This is a genomic window from Candidatus Avoscillospira sp. LCP25S3_F1 (assembly GCF_052117125.1).
Taxonomy (GTDB): Bacteria; Bacillota; Clostridia; order Oscillospirales; family Oscillospiraceae; genus Avoscillospira_A.
The window spans coordinates 171,461-187,379 of sequence record NZ_JBQKJT010000002.1 but is presented as its reverse complement, the minus strand read 5'-3'; the positions used below and the strand labels follow the sequence as shown (position 1 = coordinate 187,379).

The window sequence follows — 15,919 nt, the reverse complement described above, 5'->3', positions numbered from 1 at the left end:
TATTGTTTGCTATGACATGAGAAATATTCTAACGATTCTAAGGTTTTTCAGCGATTCACAAACCACTGGGTCCAGTACCCGTCCACATGGCCCACACCGATCTCCGTGTACTTGTCCGAGAGAATGTTGGCCCGGTGACCGGCGGAGTTCATCCAGCCGTTCACCACGGCCTCCGCGGTGCGATAGCCCATGGCAATATTTTCGGCGGCGGACCGGTAGGTGATACCCAGCGTGCGCATCATTTCAAAGGGGGTGCCGTAGGTGGGGCTGTTGTGGTCAAAGTAGCGGTTGTCCCGCATGTCCTTGGACTTGAGCCGGGCGCCGTCGCTGAGATCGGTGCTGAGGGTCAGAGGAGCCAGACCGTAGGCGGCACGCTCCTGGTTGACCAGGGCCACCACCTGCCGCTCCAGGGAGCTGACGGAACCGCTGTCCGGCGTGGTATCCGTCTCCGGGGTGGGATCGGTATCGGGTGTAGTGTCCATGTCGGGCGTATTGTCGGTGTCCGGCGTGGCGTCCATATCGGGCGTATTGTCGGTGTCCGGTGTGACGTCCATATCGGGCGTATTGTCGGTGTCCGGCGTGGTGTCCATGTCGGGCTTGCTGTCGGTGTCCGGTGTGGTATCCGTATCCGGTACGGCATGGTCAGGGCAGATCTGGATACAATTCCAGTTGTTCCAGTTCCAATGCCATTGGGGCCGGGCGGCGGACGCCGGAGTGACCATGGCGCCGGTCAGCAGCAGGGCCGCCACGGCGGCGGATACGGTACGATATGTATGTTTCTGGTTCATTTTGCATTACCTCCTGGCCATATGGTAACAAAAAGTTACAAAGAATTACAAGCTGTAATATTTTCCATGGGAGAACTTCCTTGTACTTTGCCGGGAAATGGGCTATAATGGAGCATAATTACCATAAGGCAACGCCAATTATTATGCCTGTGGACCAGGCCGGCCCTTTTACTCCAACTGCACGGTTTGGAGCAAAAGGACTCGCCCAGTTCTCTTGTCGAATTATGCGGTGCTGCCACAGAAAGAACCATAACGAGGTGAGCCGATGGAACAGCGTGGATTTATCCACTCCATGATGGATGTAAAAGTATTGATTCTCTATGCCATGAGCCGGGTGGAAGGGACGGCCACGGCTCAGAAAATTTATGAGTTGTGCTTCCAGGACGACTGCGTCAGCTATTTTGATATTCAGGAGGCGCTGCCCCAGCTGGAGGCCTCGGGCCATCTGGCATTGCTGGGGGACAACACCTATGAGATCACCGCCGAGGGCCGGGAGACCGGCGCGCTGGTGGAGGATTCCCTGGCCTATCCGGTGGCCCAACGGGTGGAGGCAGCGGTGGCCCAGTACAACCGGGAACAGCGGCGGCAAAACCGCATCCGCGCCGAAATCCGTCCCCGGGACAACGGCGAGTACACCGTGGCCATGGGGCTTCACGACCACATGGGCAGCTTGATGTCCCTGGAACTGATGGCCCCGTCGGAGCAGCAGGCCCAGCGCATGGCCGACGCGTTCCGCAATCACGCCGAGGAGATCTTCCAGCAGATTATGGCCGTGATGCTGGAGCGCACCGAGGGGCGGCGCAGTTCCAAGGGGGCCGCCGCCGGAAATCCCGTCGAAAACCCGGAAGTCTGAGAACTTTTTTCGGTAAATGATGGACATTGTGAAGCTGCACATTTTCGACTTGCAAAATGGTCGATATGTGGTATAATATGCACAGGGAAACTATACCAAAGGTCCCCGGAGGGGGACGAAAGGAGCGACGCATATGAAAATCCAGTTTCTTGAGAAAAAGCTCAACCTGCCCGGCACCGTTCGTGACTACGCCGAGAAGAAGGTCACCAAGCTGGATCGCTATTTCCGTGATGACGCTGAGGCTCTGGTCGCCTTCAGTGTAGAGAAAAACCGGAATATCGTGGAGCTCACGGTTCATGCCGCCAATACCTACTTCCGCGCCAGCGAGAGTACGTCCGACATGTTCGCGTCCATCGACGCGGCCGTTGGTACCATTGAGGGGCAGATCCGTAAGAATAAAACGCGGCTGGCCCGCCGCATCCGGCAGGATGCCTTTGTACGGTCCCCCGAGGCCGTTTCCTCCTTTGCTCCCGAGGAACCGGAGGAAGGGGAGTTCAACCTGATCCGCACCAAGTCCTTCCCCATGAAGCCCATGACCCGCGACGAGGCCATCTTGCAGATGAATCTGCTGGACCACACGTTCTTCGCGTTCCGCGACGAGGAAAACGGCGGTGCGTTTGCCGTGGTCTACAAGCGCCACAACGGTGGCTATGGTCTCATTGAAGACGCACCGTAATTGCACAGTGTTTTCCCGGCCGGACACCTTCGGGTGTCCGGTCTTTTTTTGCCCTCCGTAGCATCTGGGAGGAAATTGGGCAAAATGACAGATTTCTTGCAACAGCGGTTTAACAAAATACTGTGCAATAGGGTGTAAAAACAGGTGTCTATATATCAAAAGCACATGGATAAAATCTGTATTCGATAGATAGACGGTTGGAAAATCGGAAAAACATCGGTATCAAACGGAATTTCATGGTGCAAGACAGAGTTTTTGTTTTGAAAATTCACTGACGGTAATGTAAATAATTTGGGGCCTGCCGGGGCCGTTGATTCTGGATAAATCATACAAACTTTTTTGAAAGGGGGAATTCCTGTTTGACCTGGCCCGGCAAACGTCGTATAATCTTCATAAAATATAGAGGATATGATTGGGAGTTTGGGAAACCATGCCGGTATGTTCGTCGTTTTCACCAAAACTCCCCGGTCCGGAAAGGTCAAGGTGAAGCGGTTATGGAAGAAAGAGGGTTATACGTCCCCCAACTGGAGCATGACGCCTGCGGCATTGGCGCCGTCGTCCGCATCGACGGCAAGCCCGACCACGGCGCCGTGGATGACGCGCTGAAAATCGTGGAAAAGCTGGAGCACCGCGCCGGTAAGGACGCCGCCGGGGAAACCGGCGACGGCGTGGGTATCCTGTTACAGATTTCCCATAAATTCTTCAAAAAGGCGGCGGCGGCCTGCGGCATCTCCCTGGGCAGTGCCCGGGACTACGGCGTGGGTATGTTCTTCATGCCGCAGAACCGGCTCCTGCGCAATCAGGCCAAGAAGATGCTGGAGATCATCGCCAACAAGGAGGGCGTCCGGTTTCTGGGCTGGAGAGAGGTGCCGGTCCATCCGGAGGTCCTGGGCCAGAAGGCACTGGACTGTATGCCCGCCATCCTCCAGTGCTTTGTGGAGCGGCCTCAGGACGTGGAGCGGGGCATTGCCTTCGACCGGAAGCTGTACATCATCCGCCGGGAGTTTGAGCAGAGCAACGATAACACCTATGTGGCGTCCTTCTCCAGCCGGACCATCGTCTATAAGGGTATGTTCCTGGTGGGCCAGCTGCGGCGGTTCTATGAGGATTTGCAGAGCGAGGACTACCAATCGGCCATCGCCCTGGTCCACTCCCGGTTCTCCACCAACACCAATCCCAGCTGGGAGCGGGCCCACCCCAACCGCATGATTCTTCACAACGGTGAAATCAACACCATCCGGGGCAACGCCGACCGGATGCTGTCCCGGGAGGAAACCATGTCCTCCCGCATCATGCAGGATGACATCGATAAAATTCTGCCGGTTATCAACGGCGCAGGCTCCGACTCGGCCATGCTGGACAACACCATTGAGTTCCTGACCATGAACGGTATGGACCTGCCCCTGGCCATGATGATCACCGTTCCTGAGGCCTGGCAGAAGGATGAGATCATGGACCGGAAAAAGCGGGACATGTACCACTATTACGCCACCATGATGGAGCCTTGGGACGGCCCCGCCGCCATTGTCTTTTCCGACGGCGATGTGGTGGGCGCGCTGCTGGACCGCAACGGTCTGCGGCCCTCCCGCTACTATGTGACCAAGGACAAGACGCTGATTCTGGCTTCGGAAGTGGGTGTCCTGGACATTCCGCCGGAGTCCGTGGTTCGTAAATTCCGTCTCCAGCCCGGCAAAATGCTGTTGGTGGATACGGTCAAAGGGAAGATCATTGAGGATGACGAGCTGAAAAGCGCCTATGCCGCCCGGTTGCCCTACGGCGAATGGCTGGATCAGCACCTGGTGACCCTCAAGGACCTGCCCATTCCCAACAAAAAGGCCGTCACGCTGGACAGCGACTATCGGGCCAGATTGCAGAAGGCGTTTGCCTACTCCTACGAGGACATCAAGGACACCATTCTCCCCATGGCCCGCAACAGCGCCGAGCCCACGGCGGCCATGGGCGACGATCTGCCCCTGGCGGTCCTGTCGGAGAAGCATCAGCCCCTCTTCAACTACTTCAAGCAGATGTTTGCCCAGGTGACCAACCCGCCCATCGACGCCATCCGCGAGGAATCCGTCACCGATACCACGGTCTATGTGGGTTCCGACGGCAATCTGTTGGAGGACCGGGCTGAGAACTGTAACGTCCTGCAAATCAACAACCCCATCCTCACCAATGTGGACTTGTTGAAGATCAAGTACATGAACCGGCCCGGCTTCCAGGTGGAAACCGTGTCCCTCCTCTATTATAAGAATACCCGTCTGGACCGGGCGCTGGATCATCTGTTTGTGGCCTGTGACCGGGCGTACAAAAACGGCGCCAATATCCTCATCCTGTCCGACCGCGGCGTGGATGAAAACCATGTGGCCATTCCGTCCCTGCTGGCCGTGTCGGCGCTGGAACAGCATTTGATTCGCACCAAGAAGCGCACCGCCGTCTCCGTCATTCTGGAATCGGCGGAGCCCCGCAACGTCCACCACTTCGCCACCCTCCTGGGCTACGGCGCACGGGCCGTCAACCCCTATCTGGCCCATGAGTGCATCCGTCAGGCCATCCATGAGGGCTTGCTGGACAAGGACTACACCGTGGCCGTGGACGACTACAACAGCGCCGTCCTCCACGGCATCGTCAAGGTGGCGTCCAAAATGGGCATCTCCACCATCCAGTCCTACCAGTCGGCGCAGATTTTCGAGGCCATCGGCATCCGAAAGGACGTCATGGACCGCTACTTCACCAACACCATTTCCCGAGTCGGCGGCGTGGGCCTGGAGGAGATTGCCGAGGGCGTCGAGTATTACCACTCCCATGCTTTTGACCCCCTGGGCCTGCCCAACGACACCACCCTGGAGTCCAACGGTTACGAGCGGCTCCGCAGCGGCAGCCAGAAGGAAGACCATATGTACAATCCCCAGGTCATCTGGCTGTTGCAGCAGTCCACCCGCAATCGGGATTACAGGATGTTCCAGCAGTACACCCATCTGGTGGATGACGAATCCACGCCCCACACCCTGCGGGGCCTGCTGACCTTTGCCACGCCGGAGAGCGGTCCCATCCCCATCGACGAGGTGGAGCCGGTCAGTGAAATCGTCAAGCGGTTTAAAACCGGCGCCATGTCCTACGGCTCCATTTCCCAGGAGGCCCACGAATGTCTGGCCCTGGCCATGAACCGGCTGGGCGGCAAGTCCAACTCCGGCGAGGGCGGCGAGGACACGGCCCGACTCAAGTCCGATAAGTGCAGCGCCATCAAGCAGGTGGCCTCCGGCCGCTTCGGCGTCACCTCGGAATATTTGGTCAGCGCCGAGGAATTGCAGATCAAAATGGCCCAGGGCGCAAAGCCCGGTGAGGGCGGCCATCTGCCCGGCAAAAAGGTCTATCCGTGGATCGCTAAGACCCGCCATTCCACGCCGGGTATCTCCCTGATTTCCCCACCGCCCCATCACGATATCTACTCCATCGAGGACCTGTCGCAGCTGATCTACGACCTGAAAAACGCCAACGACAAGGCGAGAATCTCCGTCAAGCTGGCCTCCGAGGCCGGCGTCGGCACCATCGCCGCCGGCGTGGCCAAGGCCGGCGCCCAGGTGGTTCTGATCTCCGGCTATGACGGCGGCACCGGCGCCGCGCCCCAGACCTCCATCCACAACGCGGGCCTGCCCTGGGAGCTGGGCCTGGCCGAGGCCCATCAGGCACTGATTGCCAACGGCCTGCGGTCCCGTGTGGTCCTGGAGACCGACGGCAAGCTCATGAACGGCTACGATGTGGCCGTGGCCTGTATGCTGGGCGCGGAGGAATTCGGCTTCGCCACGGCCCCCCTGGTCACCCTGGGCTGCGTCATGATGCGTGTCTGTAATCAGGATACCTGCCCCGCCGGTGTGGCGACACAGAATCCGGAGCTGCGGAAATGCTTCCGGGGCAAGCCGGAATACGTCATGACCTTTATGGAATTTGTGGCCCAGCAGCTGCGGGAGATCATGGCCTCCCTGGGTATCCGCCGGGTCCGGGATTTGGTGGGCCGCACGGACCTGCTGAAGCCCGTGGAGCACTCCATCAGCCATCGGGCGGAATCGGTGGACCTGTCCGGCATCCTGCGAAACCCCTACGCCGGAGAAAAGGGTACCAGCTTTGACCCCCGGGATGTTTACAACTTCCACCTGGAGCGGACCCTGGACCAGAAGATTCTCCTCAAGAAGCTGGCCAGCGCCCTGCTGGCCGGAAAGCCCGCCAGCCTGTCTCTGGATATCTCCAGCACCGACCGGGCCTTCGGTACCCTGTTCGGTTCGGAGATCACCCGCCGTCACGGCGACCGTCTGGCCGAGGACACCTATCAGATTCGCTGCACCGGCGGCGCGGGACAGAGCTTCGGCGCGTTCATCCCCAAGGGCCTGACGCTGGAACTGGAGGGCGATTCCAACGACTACTTCGGCAAGGGCCTCTCCGGCGGCAAGCTCATTGTCTACCCGCCGAAAAAGAGCAAATTCAAGGCCGAGGAAAATATCATCATCGGCAATGTGGCCCTGTACGGCGCCACCTCCGGCAAAGCGTTCGTCCGGGGCATGGCCGGTGAGCGGTTCTGCGTCCGTAACTCCGGCGCCACGGCGGTGGTAGAGGGCGTGGGCAACCACGGCTGTGAGTACATGACCGGCGGCTGTGCCGTCATTCTGGGCCCCGTGGGCGCCAACTTCGCGGCCGGTATGTCCGGCGGCGTGGCCTATGTGCTGGACCCGGAGCACGACCTGTATCTGCGGGTCAACAAGGAACTGGTGTCCATGTCCTCCGTCACGGAGAAGCATGACATTCAGGCGCTGAAAGCCCTGATCGAGGAACACACCGCCGCCACCGGTTCCACCATCGGCCGGGAGCTGCTGGACCACTTCGACCAGCGGCTGGGCGACTTCAAGAAGATCATGCCCAAGGACTTCAAGCGCATGATGGACGTCATCGCCTCTTTTGAGGCCAGAGGCATGTCCAGAGAAGCGGCGGAAATCGAGGCGTTTTACGCCATGACTGGGAAATAAGGAGGGAACGACATGGGAAAATCCACCGGTTTTATGGAATTTGAGCGGCGGGAGGACGGCGCGGAAGCGCCCAAGAGCCGCGTCAGGCACTGGGGAGAGTTCCATCGGACCCTTTCCAAGGAAGCCCGCATGGAGCAGGGCGGCCGCTGTATGAACTGCGGCGTCCCCTTCTGTCAAAGCGGCGTCAGCTACGGCGGCGACATCTTCGGCTGCCCCCTGCACAATCTGATTCCCGAATGGAACGACATGCTGTGGACCGACAACTTCGGCCACGCCCTGTCGCGTCTGCTGAAGCAGAACAACTTCCCGGAATTCACGGGCCGGGTCTGTCCGGCTCCGTGCGAGCAGGCCTGTACCTGCGCCGTAGCGGGGAAGCCCGCTGTCACGGTCCGGGAAAATGAACTGGGCATCATCGAGGACGGCTTTGCCAACGGCCGCATGGCTCCCAAGGTGCCCAAGACCCACTCCGGCTGTAAGGTGGCCATTGTGGGTTCCGGCCCGGCGGGCCTTGCCTGTGCCGACCAGCTGAACCACCGGGGCCACAGTGTCACGGTCTTTGAGCGGGAGGACCGGGTGGGCGGCCTGCTGACCTACGGCATCCCCAATATGAAGCTGGACAAGGAAATTGTGGACCGCCGGGTGCGGCTGATGCAGTTTGAAGGTGTGGACTTCCGCACCAACAGCCCCATTGTGACCAAAGAGGACGCGGACCGGCTGCTGGCCGACTACGATGCGGTGGTTCTGGCCTGCGGCGCGGAACAGCCCCGGCTCTATGCCGCCGCTTCCACGGAGATTCCCGGCGTCAGTTTCGCCGTACCCTATCTGAAAGCGGCCACCAAGACGTTGCTGGACGGTGTGGAAAATCCGCTGGACGCCAAAGACAAGCACGTGGTCATCATCGGCGCCGGTTACACCAGTTCCGACTGTGTGGCCACGGCCATCCGCCAGGGCTGCGCCTCCGTGACCCAGATCATCCGCAAGCCCGCCGAACTGGCCCGCCAGCGGAAAGGGCTGTGGGGGAAGCTGCCGGAGGAGCACGACTACGCCATTGAGGAAGCCGTGGCCGTCTTCGGTACGGACCCGCGCCAATATGAAACGGTGCTGACCGGCACGGTGACGGACGAGGAGACCGGCGTGTTAAAGGCCGTGAAAATTGTGGATGTCCAGTGGGTCCGGGTGGACGGCATCGTGATGATGGAGGAGCTGACGGAGACGGAGCGGGAGATTCCTGCCGACCTGCTGCTCATTGCCAACGGGTTTTCCGGCTGCGACACCACGGTGCTGGACGCGTTCGGCCTGGAGCCGGACAGCCGCGGGAACCTGTGCCTGGAGGGACAGGACTCCCACGCCACGGCCAGAGAGGGCGTGTTTACCGCCGGCGATATGCGCCGGGGTGCATCTCTGGTGGTGTGGGCCATTGCCGAGGGCCGCGCCACGGCCCGGGATGTGGACGAATATCTGACCGGTTACCGGAGCCTTTGAGAAAAAACCGCCGCCGCAGGTGCAACTTGCGGCGGCGGTTTTTCGTGTTATACTGTAGAGGACATCAAAGGAAGAAGGAGGTGGCCGCCGTGGAGGATGAGGCCATCATTGACCTGTACTGGCAGCGGGACGAGGAAGCCCTGCGCCAGAGCGACAAGAAGTACGGCGCGTTCTGCCGTCAGATCGCCCTGCGGATCGTAGGGATTCTGGAGGATGCGGAGGAGTGCGTCAACGACACGTGGCTGCGGGCCTGGGAGGCCATGCCGCCGTCACGGCCCTGTCCGCTGCGGGCGTTTCTGGGCCGGATTACCAGAAATCTTTCCTTGGACCGGTATCGGGCCGGGCGGGCACAGAAGCGGGGAGGCGGCGCCATGGACGTATTGCTGGAGGAACTGACCCATTGTTTGCCGTCTGCCGAGTCGGTGGAGGGACAGTACGACGCCAATGAGACGGCGGCGGTCATCAATCGGTTCCTGGCGGAGCTGCCGCCGGAGAAACGGCAGCTGTTTCTGCGCCGGTACTGGTTTGGCGACAGCGTGGAGGAGATTGCCGGGCGGTTTGCCATGCGGCCCGGCACGGTCAAGTCCAGTCTCCACCGGCTGCGGCAGCGGCTGCGGGAGATGCTGGAGCAAGAGGGGGTGGCCGTATGAGTCGGGCGGAAAAGCTGTTTGAGGCCATCGGCCTGGTGGATGACGCGTACATTGAGGAGGCCGCCGACGCCCAGACGGTGCGAACGCCGTCCCAGTGGCAGCGCTGGGGCGCATTGGCGGCCATGTTGGTTTTGGTGGCGGGCCTGGGCCTGACGGCGACGACTCAGCTGCGGGGCTGCGGGGCCAAGACCGCCGATTCGGCAGCGCCGGAAAATGGCGCGATGCAGGAGAGCACCACCACCGACAGCGCATTCGACAGCGCAACCACCGGCAGCGCGACAGGCAGCAGCAGCGGAGCCATGGAGGAGAGTGCCGCCACGGGGAACAGCGCCCTGGACGGCGGCGCGGTCAACGGATTCGACGTCGATACGCCCATGCTGCCCACGGATGGTGTGGGTACGGAACTGGCCGTGCTGATGGTTTCGGATGGCGTGTGGACCGTAGACCGCCATACGGCGGTGGATGTGGCGGAGCAGGTCACCGTGACGGACACATATTTGCTGACCAACGACGGCGATGCAGACCAGGAGATTGCAGCGCAGATTGTGGCCCCCGGCGAGACGGTGGCACTCGATGCCGTGACCACCAGCGCCGGAACGGAATTGGTGCTGCTGCCGGTGGAGAACGTGACGCCGGGCGTCTGGACCGTGGAGATCACCGCCGCCGACGGTTATACCGTAGAGGGCTTGACAGAGGGCGAATTGACCTGGGAAGCCCATGCGTTCACCGTGTCTCAGCCGTAAAAAGGAATCACAAGCGAATCTGTTCAACGGGAGCGGGCTGCGGCACGCTCCCGTCTTGTATCTGCCACCTCTTTTTGCTATACTATACCTATTATTTACTGTAAAAAGGAGCGGTCTTATGAAACTACTGATCTGCAATGTGGGCAGCACGTCCCTCAAATACCAGCTCTTCGACATGGACAACGGCGAACAGGTTCTGGCCAGCGGCGGCGCCGAACGGGTCGGCACGGAGAAAAGCGAATTCTATTGGAAAAATCTGGTGAACGGAACCGAGGGCCGGGAGGCCAACCACTTTCCCACCCATAAGGAGGCCATCAGCCGGATGCTGGAGGCATTGCTGGACGGCGTCCTCACCCAGCTGGAGGACCTGGGCTGTGTGGGCTTCAAGGTGGTCCACGCCAAAGGTGTTTCCGGCGTCCAGTATTTGACCGAGGACGTTCTGGAGGCGATGGCGGCATTCAACACCGTGGCTCCGGCCCACAATCCGCCTTATATTGCCGCCATCCGGCAGTTCCGGGAGCTGCTGCCCAATACGCCCCTCATCGGTTCCTTTGAGACGGCGTTCCATCAGACGATGCCCCCCAAGGCCTACCTCTATTCCATTCCGGCGGAGCTGGCCCGAAAGGAGGGCATCCGCCGCTATGGCTTCCACGGCGCGTCCTTGGAATACCTGTCCACCTGGGCGGCCAGGGAACTGGGCCGTTCCGACTGCAAACTCATCTGCTGCCATCTGGGCGGCAGCAGCTCCATTTGTGCCGTGGAAAACGGGAAAAGTGTGGACACCAACCTGGGCATTGGCCTGCAATGCGGCGTCATGCACAACAACCGCATCGGCGATATGGACCCCTATGTGATTTTCCATCTGGTGGAAGCCTGCGGCATGGAGCTGTCGGAGGTCAAGACCATGCTCCAGAAACAGAGCGGTTTTCTCGGAATGTCCGGCGGCGTTTCCGGCGACCTGCGGGACGTGGAGGCGGCGGCGGCCAATGGCAATACGGACTGCCGCAACGCCCTGGACAGCTACTGTTATAACATTAAAAAGTATATCGGCGCGTATACGGCGGCCATGGGCGGCGTGGACGCCATTGTGTTCGGCGGCGGTATCGGCCGTAACGGCAAGAGCGTCCGGGCCGGTGCGTTGGAGAATCTCCAGTGCTTGGGCATCCATCTGGACCCGGCGAAAAATGAAACGGCCGTGGGCGGACAGGATATCTCTGTGGACGGCAGTCCCGTGCGGATATATGTGGTGGATACCAACGAGGAAATCATCGTGGCCCGTAAGGCCAAAGCGCTGCTGGAATCCCGATAATGAAACGTTTGTGCTCGATTTTTTAAAAAAATCGAGCACAAACGTTTATGGTTTGGTGTGCGGCAGGGTGGAAAGCTCCAGCGCCTTTCGGACCTCGGCCAGGGTGCAGTCCTGCGCGATGGCCCGTGCCGCCAGATCGTCAAATTCCGCCTTTTCCCTGGCAATCCCATGGCCGACGGCACATTTGAACCGGATGCCGTCCCGCTGTGTCACGCTGCGGTGCAGCACCGTCCGTTCACAGTCCCGCCGCCGGACCCCCAGGGTGGTGGTATGGCGCAGCATCAGCCGGGTAAATTCATCGGCCCGATGGACGGGACACAGACACGTCAGCAGCACGGCCGGACGGTTTTTCTTCATATAAATAGGGGCCGTCCACACATCCAGCGCCCCGGCGTCCAGCAGCCGCGACGATGCAAAGGCAATGTCCTCGCCGGTCATATCGTCCAGATTGCATTGGAGTTCCGCCACCATGTCGGCCGCAAATCCGTCCGAAACCTTTACCGACGATTGCCGGGGCGTCAGGTCCAGAGACACCTTCCCCACCAGGGGCGACAGCGTTTCCACCAGGGCCTCCCGCAGGGAAACGGCCCGGACCAGCTGGGGCTCCGTCAGCTCCAGGCGGCAGCCCTCCGCCGTCAGCCGCACCCGGAAGTCGGAGAAGCCCAGGGCTGCCACAGCCGCTTCGGCACGGGCCACCCGGTCCAGAGCCTCCGGCGTAATGGGCGTGCCTGTGGGCACGCGGGTGGCCAGACAGGCCGCGGCGGGCTTGTCCCAGGTGGGCAGACCGGCTTCCCGGGACAGACGCCGGATGGTTTCCTTGGTCAGTCCACACAGCCGCAGCGGCGACAGAACCCCGAGTTCTTGCAGCGCCTGCCAGCCGGGCCGGTCGTTTACGTCGTCGGACGCGTTGGTGCCCTCCAGCACAACGCCGCAGCCGTCGGCGGCGGCCTGCGCCAGGATGGCGGTGAAAATGGCCTGTTTGCAGAAATAGCAGCGCCGGGGGCCGTTGGCGGCGACACCGTCCTGGGCGAGCGCATCCACGCGAATCACCCGCAGGGGGACCGAAAGGGCCTCCGCCAGTCGCCGGGCCTCCGCGCCCTCGGCGTCGGTCTGGAACGATGTTTCCACATAGTAGGCTGTGGGCCGTACTCCATAGCGGACGGCGCTCCACAGCAGGAATGCCGAATCGGCCCCGCCGGAAAAGGCTACAGCAGGCCGGGGGTGGGTGGAAAAGAAGTCGCGCAGGTCCATGGAAATTCCTCCTGAATTTGAACTTACCGCCATCATATCACGCCGTGGACCGGGGCGCAAGACAGGAAAAAGTTATCGAAACCACAGAAAATTAACAAAACTTCTTCCATTTAAAGCTAAAAAAACAGAATAAATCCCTTAGAAATTGTGTACATTCCACAAGAGCGACGGGAATTTTGCGATAATCCTTGACGCAACTGGGAGAACTGCTATAATAATTGGTATCATCGAAAACGCGGTGCGGCAGTTAAAAGACAGCTGCGGCAGGGAGGAGGCGGCGCGGTTTGCAACCTTGGTTCCGGGCGCTGCGCAACCTTACCTGGCTGACCCAGTTGGGCTTTTCCCTGGTGGCGCCGCCGATTTTATGTGTCGGCGGCTGCTGGTGGTTGCAGCAGCGGTTTTCCCTGGGCGGATGGATTGTGGTCGTGGGTTTGATTCTGGGCCTGGGCGGCTCGGTCAGTACGGCGTTGGGGTTTTATCGCCACGCCTGCCGGCAGTCCAAAAAGAATCAGAAACAGCGGCCCGATGCATTCAATACCCATAAGTAGGCAGGAGGGATCGTTATCGTGCATTTACAGCCTGCGACACGCAGGGAGATCAAGCGCATTTCCACAGGCGTGCTCCTGGGCAGCGCGCTGATGGTGGCGGTGTTCGCCGTCCTGGGCCGGTTCTCGTGGCCGGTGCTGTGGGGCGCGCTGCTGGGCGACACCGTGGCCATCGGCAACTTCGTGTTCCTGGGCATCAGCGTCCAAAAGGCCGCCGCCGCCGAGGAACTGCGGGGCCGTCAGATCATGCAGTTCACCTATTCGCTGCGAATGCTGATCGTGGTGGCAGCTCTGGCATTGTCCATGGCCGTGGAGGTGTTCTACTGGCTGACTGTGCTGATCCCGCTGCTGCTGCCGCGCATCACCATTCTGGTGCTGCAGATCACCGGCGCCTACAAGCCCGACAAGGGCGCCAATGAAGTGAAGGGGGAATGAGATTGCAATGAATGTAGAAATCAACGGCGCACCCATATACTTTGAACTCTTTGGCTGCATTCCCATTACAGCCACCATGGTGGTCTCCTGGGCCATCATGATCATCCTCACGGGCCTGTGCATCTGGCTCACCAGAGATCTCAAGGTACAGAACGTGTCCAAGCGCCAAGCCGTGGCGGAATTCCTCGTCAAGACGGCGGAGAAATTCGTCAACACCAACATGGGACCAAAATTTGCCCACTATGTGCCGTTTGTGGCGGCTCTGTTCTGCCTGTCGGTGTTTTCCAGCCTGTCCAGTCTGATCGGCTGCTTCTCACCCACGGCGGACCTGTCCACCACCCTGGCCTGGGCCATTGTGGTGTTCATCATGATCACCGCCACCAAAATCCGCACCGGCGGATTGGGCGGTTATCTGATCGGCTTTACCAAGCCCATTCCGGTGCTGACGCCCTTCAACGTCATTTCCGAGTGCGCCACGCCCATTTCCATGGCGTTCCGTCACTTCGGCAACATCGTCTCCGGTATGGTCATCTCCACGCTGGTCTATGCGGCGCTGACCGTGGCCAATCAGGCCCTCTTCGGCCTGCTGCCGGGCCTGCTGGGCGACTTCCTGGGAAGCATTCCCTTCCTGACGGTGGGCGTTCCGGCGTTCCTGTCCCTGTATTTTGACTGGTTCTCCAGCTTTATGCAGGCCTTTATCTTCTGTATGCTGACGACGCTGTACATCGCCAACGCCGCGGAAGAGTGATTCCTTTTATCAATCCTTAAAATCAATCATACAACATCAGGAGGAAAACAAACATGGAAAGAGCTATTGTATTGATGGGTTGCGCCATCGGCGCCGGTCTGGCCCTGATCGCCGGTATCGGCCCTGGTATCGGTGAAGGTTACGCCGTCGGTAAGGCCTGTGAGGCCATTGGCCGTCAGCCCGAGTGCAAGGGCGACGTCACTTCCACCATGCTGCTGGGCTGCGCCATCGCCGAGACCACCGGTATCTACGGCTTCGTCACCGGCCTGCTGCTGCTCTTCGTGGCTCCCGGCCTCTTCCTGGGCATGCTGTAATTCGAGTTTGCCCATCAATCGGAGAGGAGGGAACACATGGACGTTCAGTCCCTGGTAACCGTTGCACCCTGGACCTTTATTGCGCAGATCTGCAATCTGTTCATTCAGGCATATCTGTTCAAGAGATTCCTGTTCAAGCCCATTCAGAACATCATCCGTCAGCGGCAGGAGCAGGTCAACAAGATCTATGACGACGCCGCCGAGGCACAGAAGAGCGCGGAGGCCGACAAGGCCACCTATGAAAAGCTCCTGGCCGACGCCCGCGGTGAGGCCGCCGAGCTGGTGCGCACCGCCACGGCCACGGCCCAGCAGCGCGGCGAGGAGATCGTCCGCCAGGCCAAGCAGGAGGCCGGCCATCTCAAGGAGAAGGCCGAAGCTGAGATTGCCCAGGAGCGGAAGAAGGCCCGCAACGAGGTGAAGAACGAGATTTCCGGCATCGCCATGGAGATCGCCTCCAAGGTGGTCGAGCGGGAGATCAACGAGAAGGACCACCGGGATCTGGTGGAGGAATTCATCGAGAAAATGGGTGAGAAAGCATGACCCAGACAGCCAGAACTTACGGCGAAGCCCTCTATGAGCTGGCAGTGGAGGAAGGGCTGACCGCGCCGCTGCAGGAGCAGTTGGCCGCGGTGGCCGCCATTCTGCGGGAGAATCCCCAGTATGTGCGGCTTTTGAGCCTGCCGTCCCTGCCCAAGGCCGAGCGCTGCGCCGCGCTGGACGAGAGCTTCGGCCCCCAGGTCCACCCGTATCTTCTCAACTTTATGAAGATTCTCACGGAAAACGGCACCATCCGCCAGCTGCCCGGCTGCGAGGAGGCGTACCGCCGCCGTTTCAATGAGGACAACGGAATTCTGGAGGTCACCGCCGTCACGGCTGTGGCCTTGCAGGAGGACCTGAAAGAAAAGCTCCAGGCCGCGCTGGAGCGCCGCACCGGCAAGACCATCCACCTGAACACCCGGGTGGATGAGAGCCTGTTGGGCGGCGTGCGGCTGGAGACCGAGGGCCTGCGCCTGGACGGTACCGTTCGCAACCGTCTGGACGAGCTCCAGGCTCTGCTCCGGGGCGCCGCCCTGTAATTGTATGGAGGCAGCACCGCACAGCGGTATTGCC

At 60.5% G+C, this 15,919-nt stretch carries 15 protein-coding genes; 13 read left to right on the top strand and 2 right to left on the bottom strand.

The features are described from left to right. Positions 1-47 precede the first annotated feature (47 nt). On the bottom strand, positions 48-788 hold the full coding sequence (locus ACTQ33_RS02590; protein WP_441461900.1) for a CAP domain-containing protein: 741 nt from the start codon (positions 786-788) through the stop codon (positions 48-50). 265 nt (positions 789-1,053) lie between these two features. Between ACTQ33_RS02590 and ACTQ33_RS02585 the strand changes: the two genes are divergently transcribed. The 7 genes from ACTQ33_RS02585 (at position 1,054) to ACTQ33_RS02555 (ending at position 11,516) form a co-directional block, all read left to right on the top strand. Next, positions 1,054-1,641, top strand: a complete 588-nt coding sequence (locus ACTQ33_RS02585; protein WP_441461898.1) for a DUF4364 family protein — start codon at positions 1,054-1,056, stop codon at positions 1,639-1,641. A gap of 133 nt (positions 1,642-1,774) precedes the next feature. Beyond that, positions 1,775-2,317 (top strand): ribosome hibernation-promoting factor, HPF/YfiA family, encoded by a 543-nt coding sequence (hpf, locus tag ACTQ33_RS02580; protein ID WP_441461897.1) that lies wholly within the window; start codon positions 1,775-1,777, stop codon positions 2,315-2,317. Between the two features lie 494 nt (positions 2,318-2,811). Continuing rightward, on the top strand, positions 2,812-7,332 hold the full coding sequence (gltB, locus tag ACTQ33_RS02575; RefSeq protein ID WP_441461895.1) for a glutamate synthase large subunit: 4,521 nt from the start codon (positions 2,812-2,814) through the stop codon (positions 7,330-7,332). 12 nt (positions 7,333-7,344) lie between these two features. Beyond that, entirely contained in the window at positions 7,345-8,814 is a 1,470-nt protein-coding gene (locus ACTQ33_RS02570; protein ID WP_441461894.1) for a glutamate synthase subunit beta, read from the top strand. 89 nt (positions 8,815-8,903) lie between these two features. Then, on the top strand, positions 8,904-9,464 hold the full coding sequence (locus ACTQ33_RS02565) for an RNA polymerase sigma factor (RefSeq protein WP_441461892.1): 561 nt from the start codon (positions 8,904-8,906) through the stop codon (positions 9,462-9,464). Next, positions 9,461-10,207 carry a hypothetical protein gene (locus ACTQ33_RS02560; protein ID WP_441461890.1) on the top strand — a complete coding sequence of 249 codons (747 nt, stop codon included), beginning with the start codon at positions 9,461-9,463 and terminating at the stop codon, positions 10,205-10,207. The genes ACTQ33_RS02565 and ACTQ33_RS02560 overlap by 4 nt, the downstream gene beginning before the upstream one ends. A 118-nt stretch (positions 10,208-10,325) precedes the next feature. After that, positions 10,326-11,516: an acetate/propionate family kinase gene (locus tag ACTQ33_RS02555; protein ID WP_441461888.1), complete on the top strand. Its 1,191-nt coding sequence runs from the start codon at positions 10,326-10,328 to the stop codon at positions 11,514-11,516. 45 nt (positions 11,517-11,561) lie between these two features. On the opposite strand, the gene larC is transcribed toward ACTQ33_RS02555, so the two are convergent. Further along, the gene (larC, locus tag ACTQ33_RS02550) at positions 11,562-12,767 is read right to left on the bottom strand and encodes a nickel insertion protein (RefSeq protein WP_441461886.1); all 1,206 of its coding nucleotides are present in this window, start codon (positions 12,765-12,767) and stop codon (positions 11,562-11,564) included. 284 nt (positions 12,768-13,051) lie between these two features. On the opposite strand from larC, the gene ACTQ33_RS02545 reads away from it, so the two are divergent. The 6 genes from ACTQ33_RS02545 to atpH are packed head-to-tail and all read left to right on the top strand — an operon-like array spanning position 13,052 to position 15,885. Beyond that, on the top strand, positions 13,052-13,315 hold the full coding sequence (locus ACTQ33_RS02545; protein ID WP_441461884.1) for an AtpZ/AtpI family protein: 264 nt from the start codon (positions 13,052-13,054) through the stop codon (positions 13,313-13,315). An 18-nt stretch (positions 13,316-13,333) separates the two neighbouring features. Next, complete coding sequence (locus ACTQ33_RS02540) at positions 13,334-13,747, top strand: ATP synthase subunit I (protein WP_441461883.1); 414 nt, start codon at positions 13,334-13,336, stop codon at positions 13,745-13,747. 7 nt (positions 13,748-13,754) lie between these two features. Next, complete coding sequence (locus ACTQ33_RS02535) at positions 13,755-14,495, top strand: F0F1 ATP synthase subunit A (protein WP_441461881.1); 741 nt, start codon at positions 13,755-13,757, stop codon at positions 14,493-14,495. Positions 14,496-14,548: 53 nt separating this feature from the next. Continuing rightward, a complete protein-coding gene (gene atpE, locus ACTQ33_RS02530) occupies positions 14,549-14,809 on the top strand; it encodes an ATP synthase F0 subunit C (RefSeq protein ID WP_441461877.1) in 261 nt (86 codons plus the stop codon). A 36-nt stretch (positions 14,810-14,845) separates the two neighbouring features. Continuing rightward, entirely contained in the window at positions 14,846-15,349 is a 504-nt protein-coding gene (atpF, locus tag ACTQ33_RS02525; protein ID WP_441461876.1) for a F0F1 ATP synthase subunit B, read from the top strand. After that, a complete protein-coding gene (gene atpH / locus ACTQ33_RS02520; protein ID WP_441461874.1) occupies positions 15,346-15,885 on the top strand; it encodes an ATP synthase F1 subunit delta in 540 nt (179 codons plus the stop codon). The genes atpF and atpH overlap by 4 nt, the downstream gene beginning before the upstream one ends. Positions 15,886-15,919: the final 34 nt, after the last annotated feature.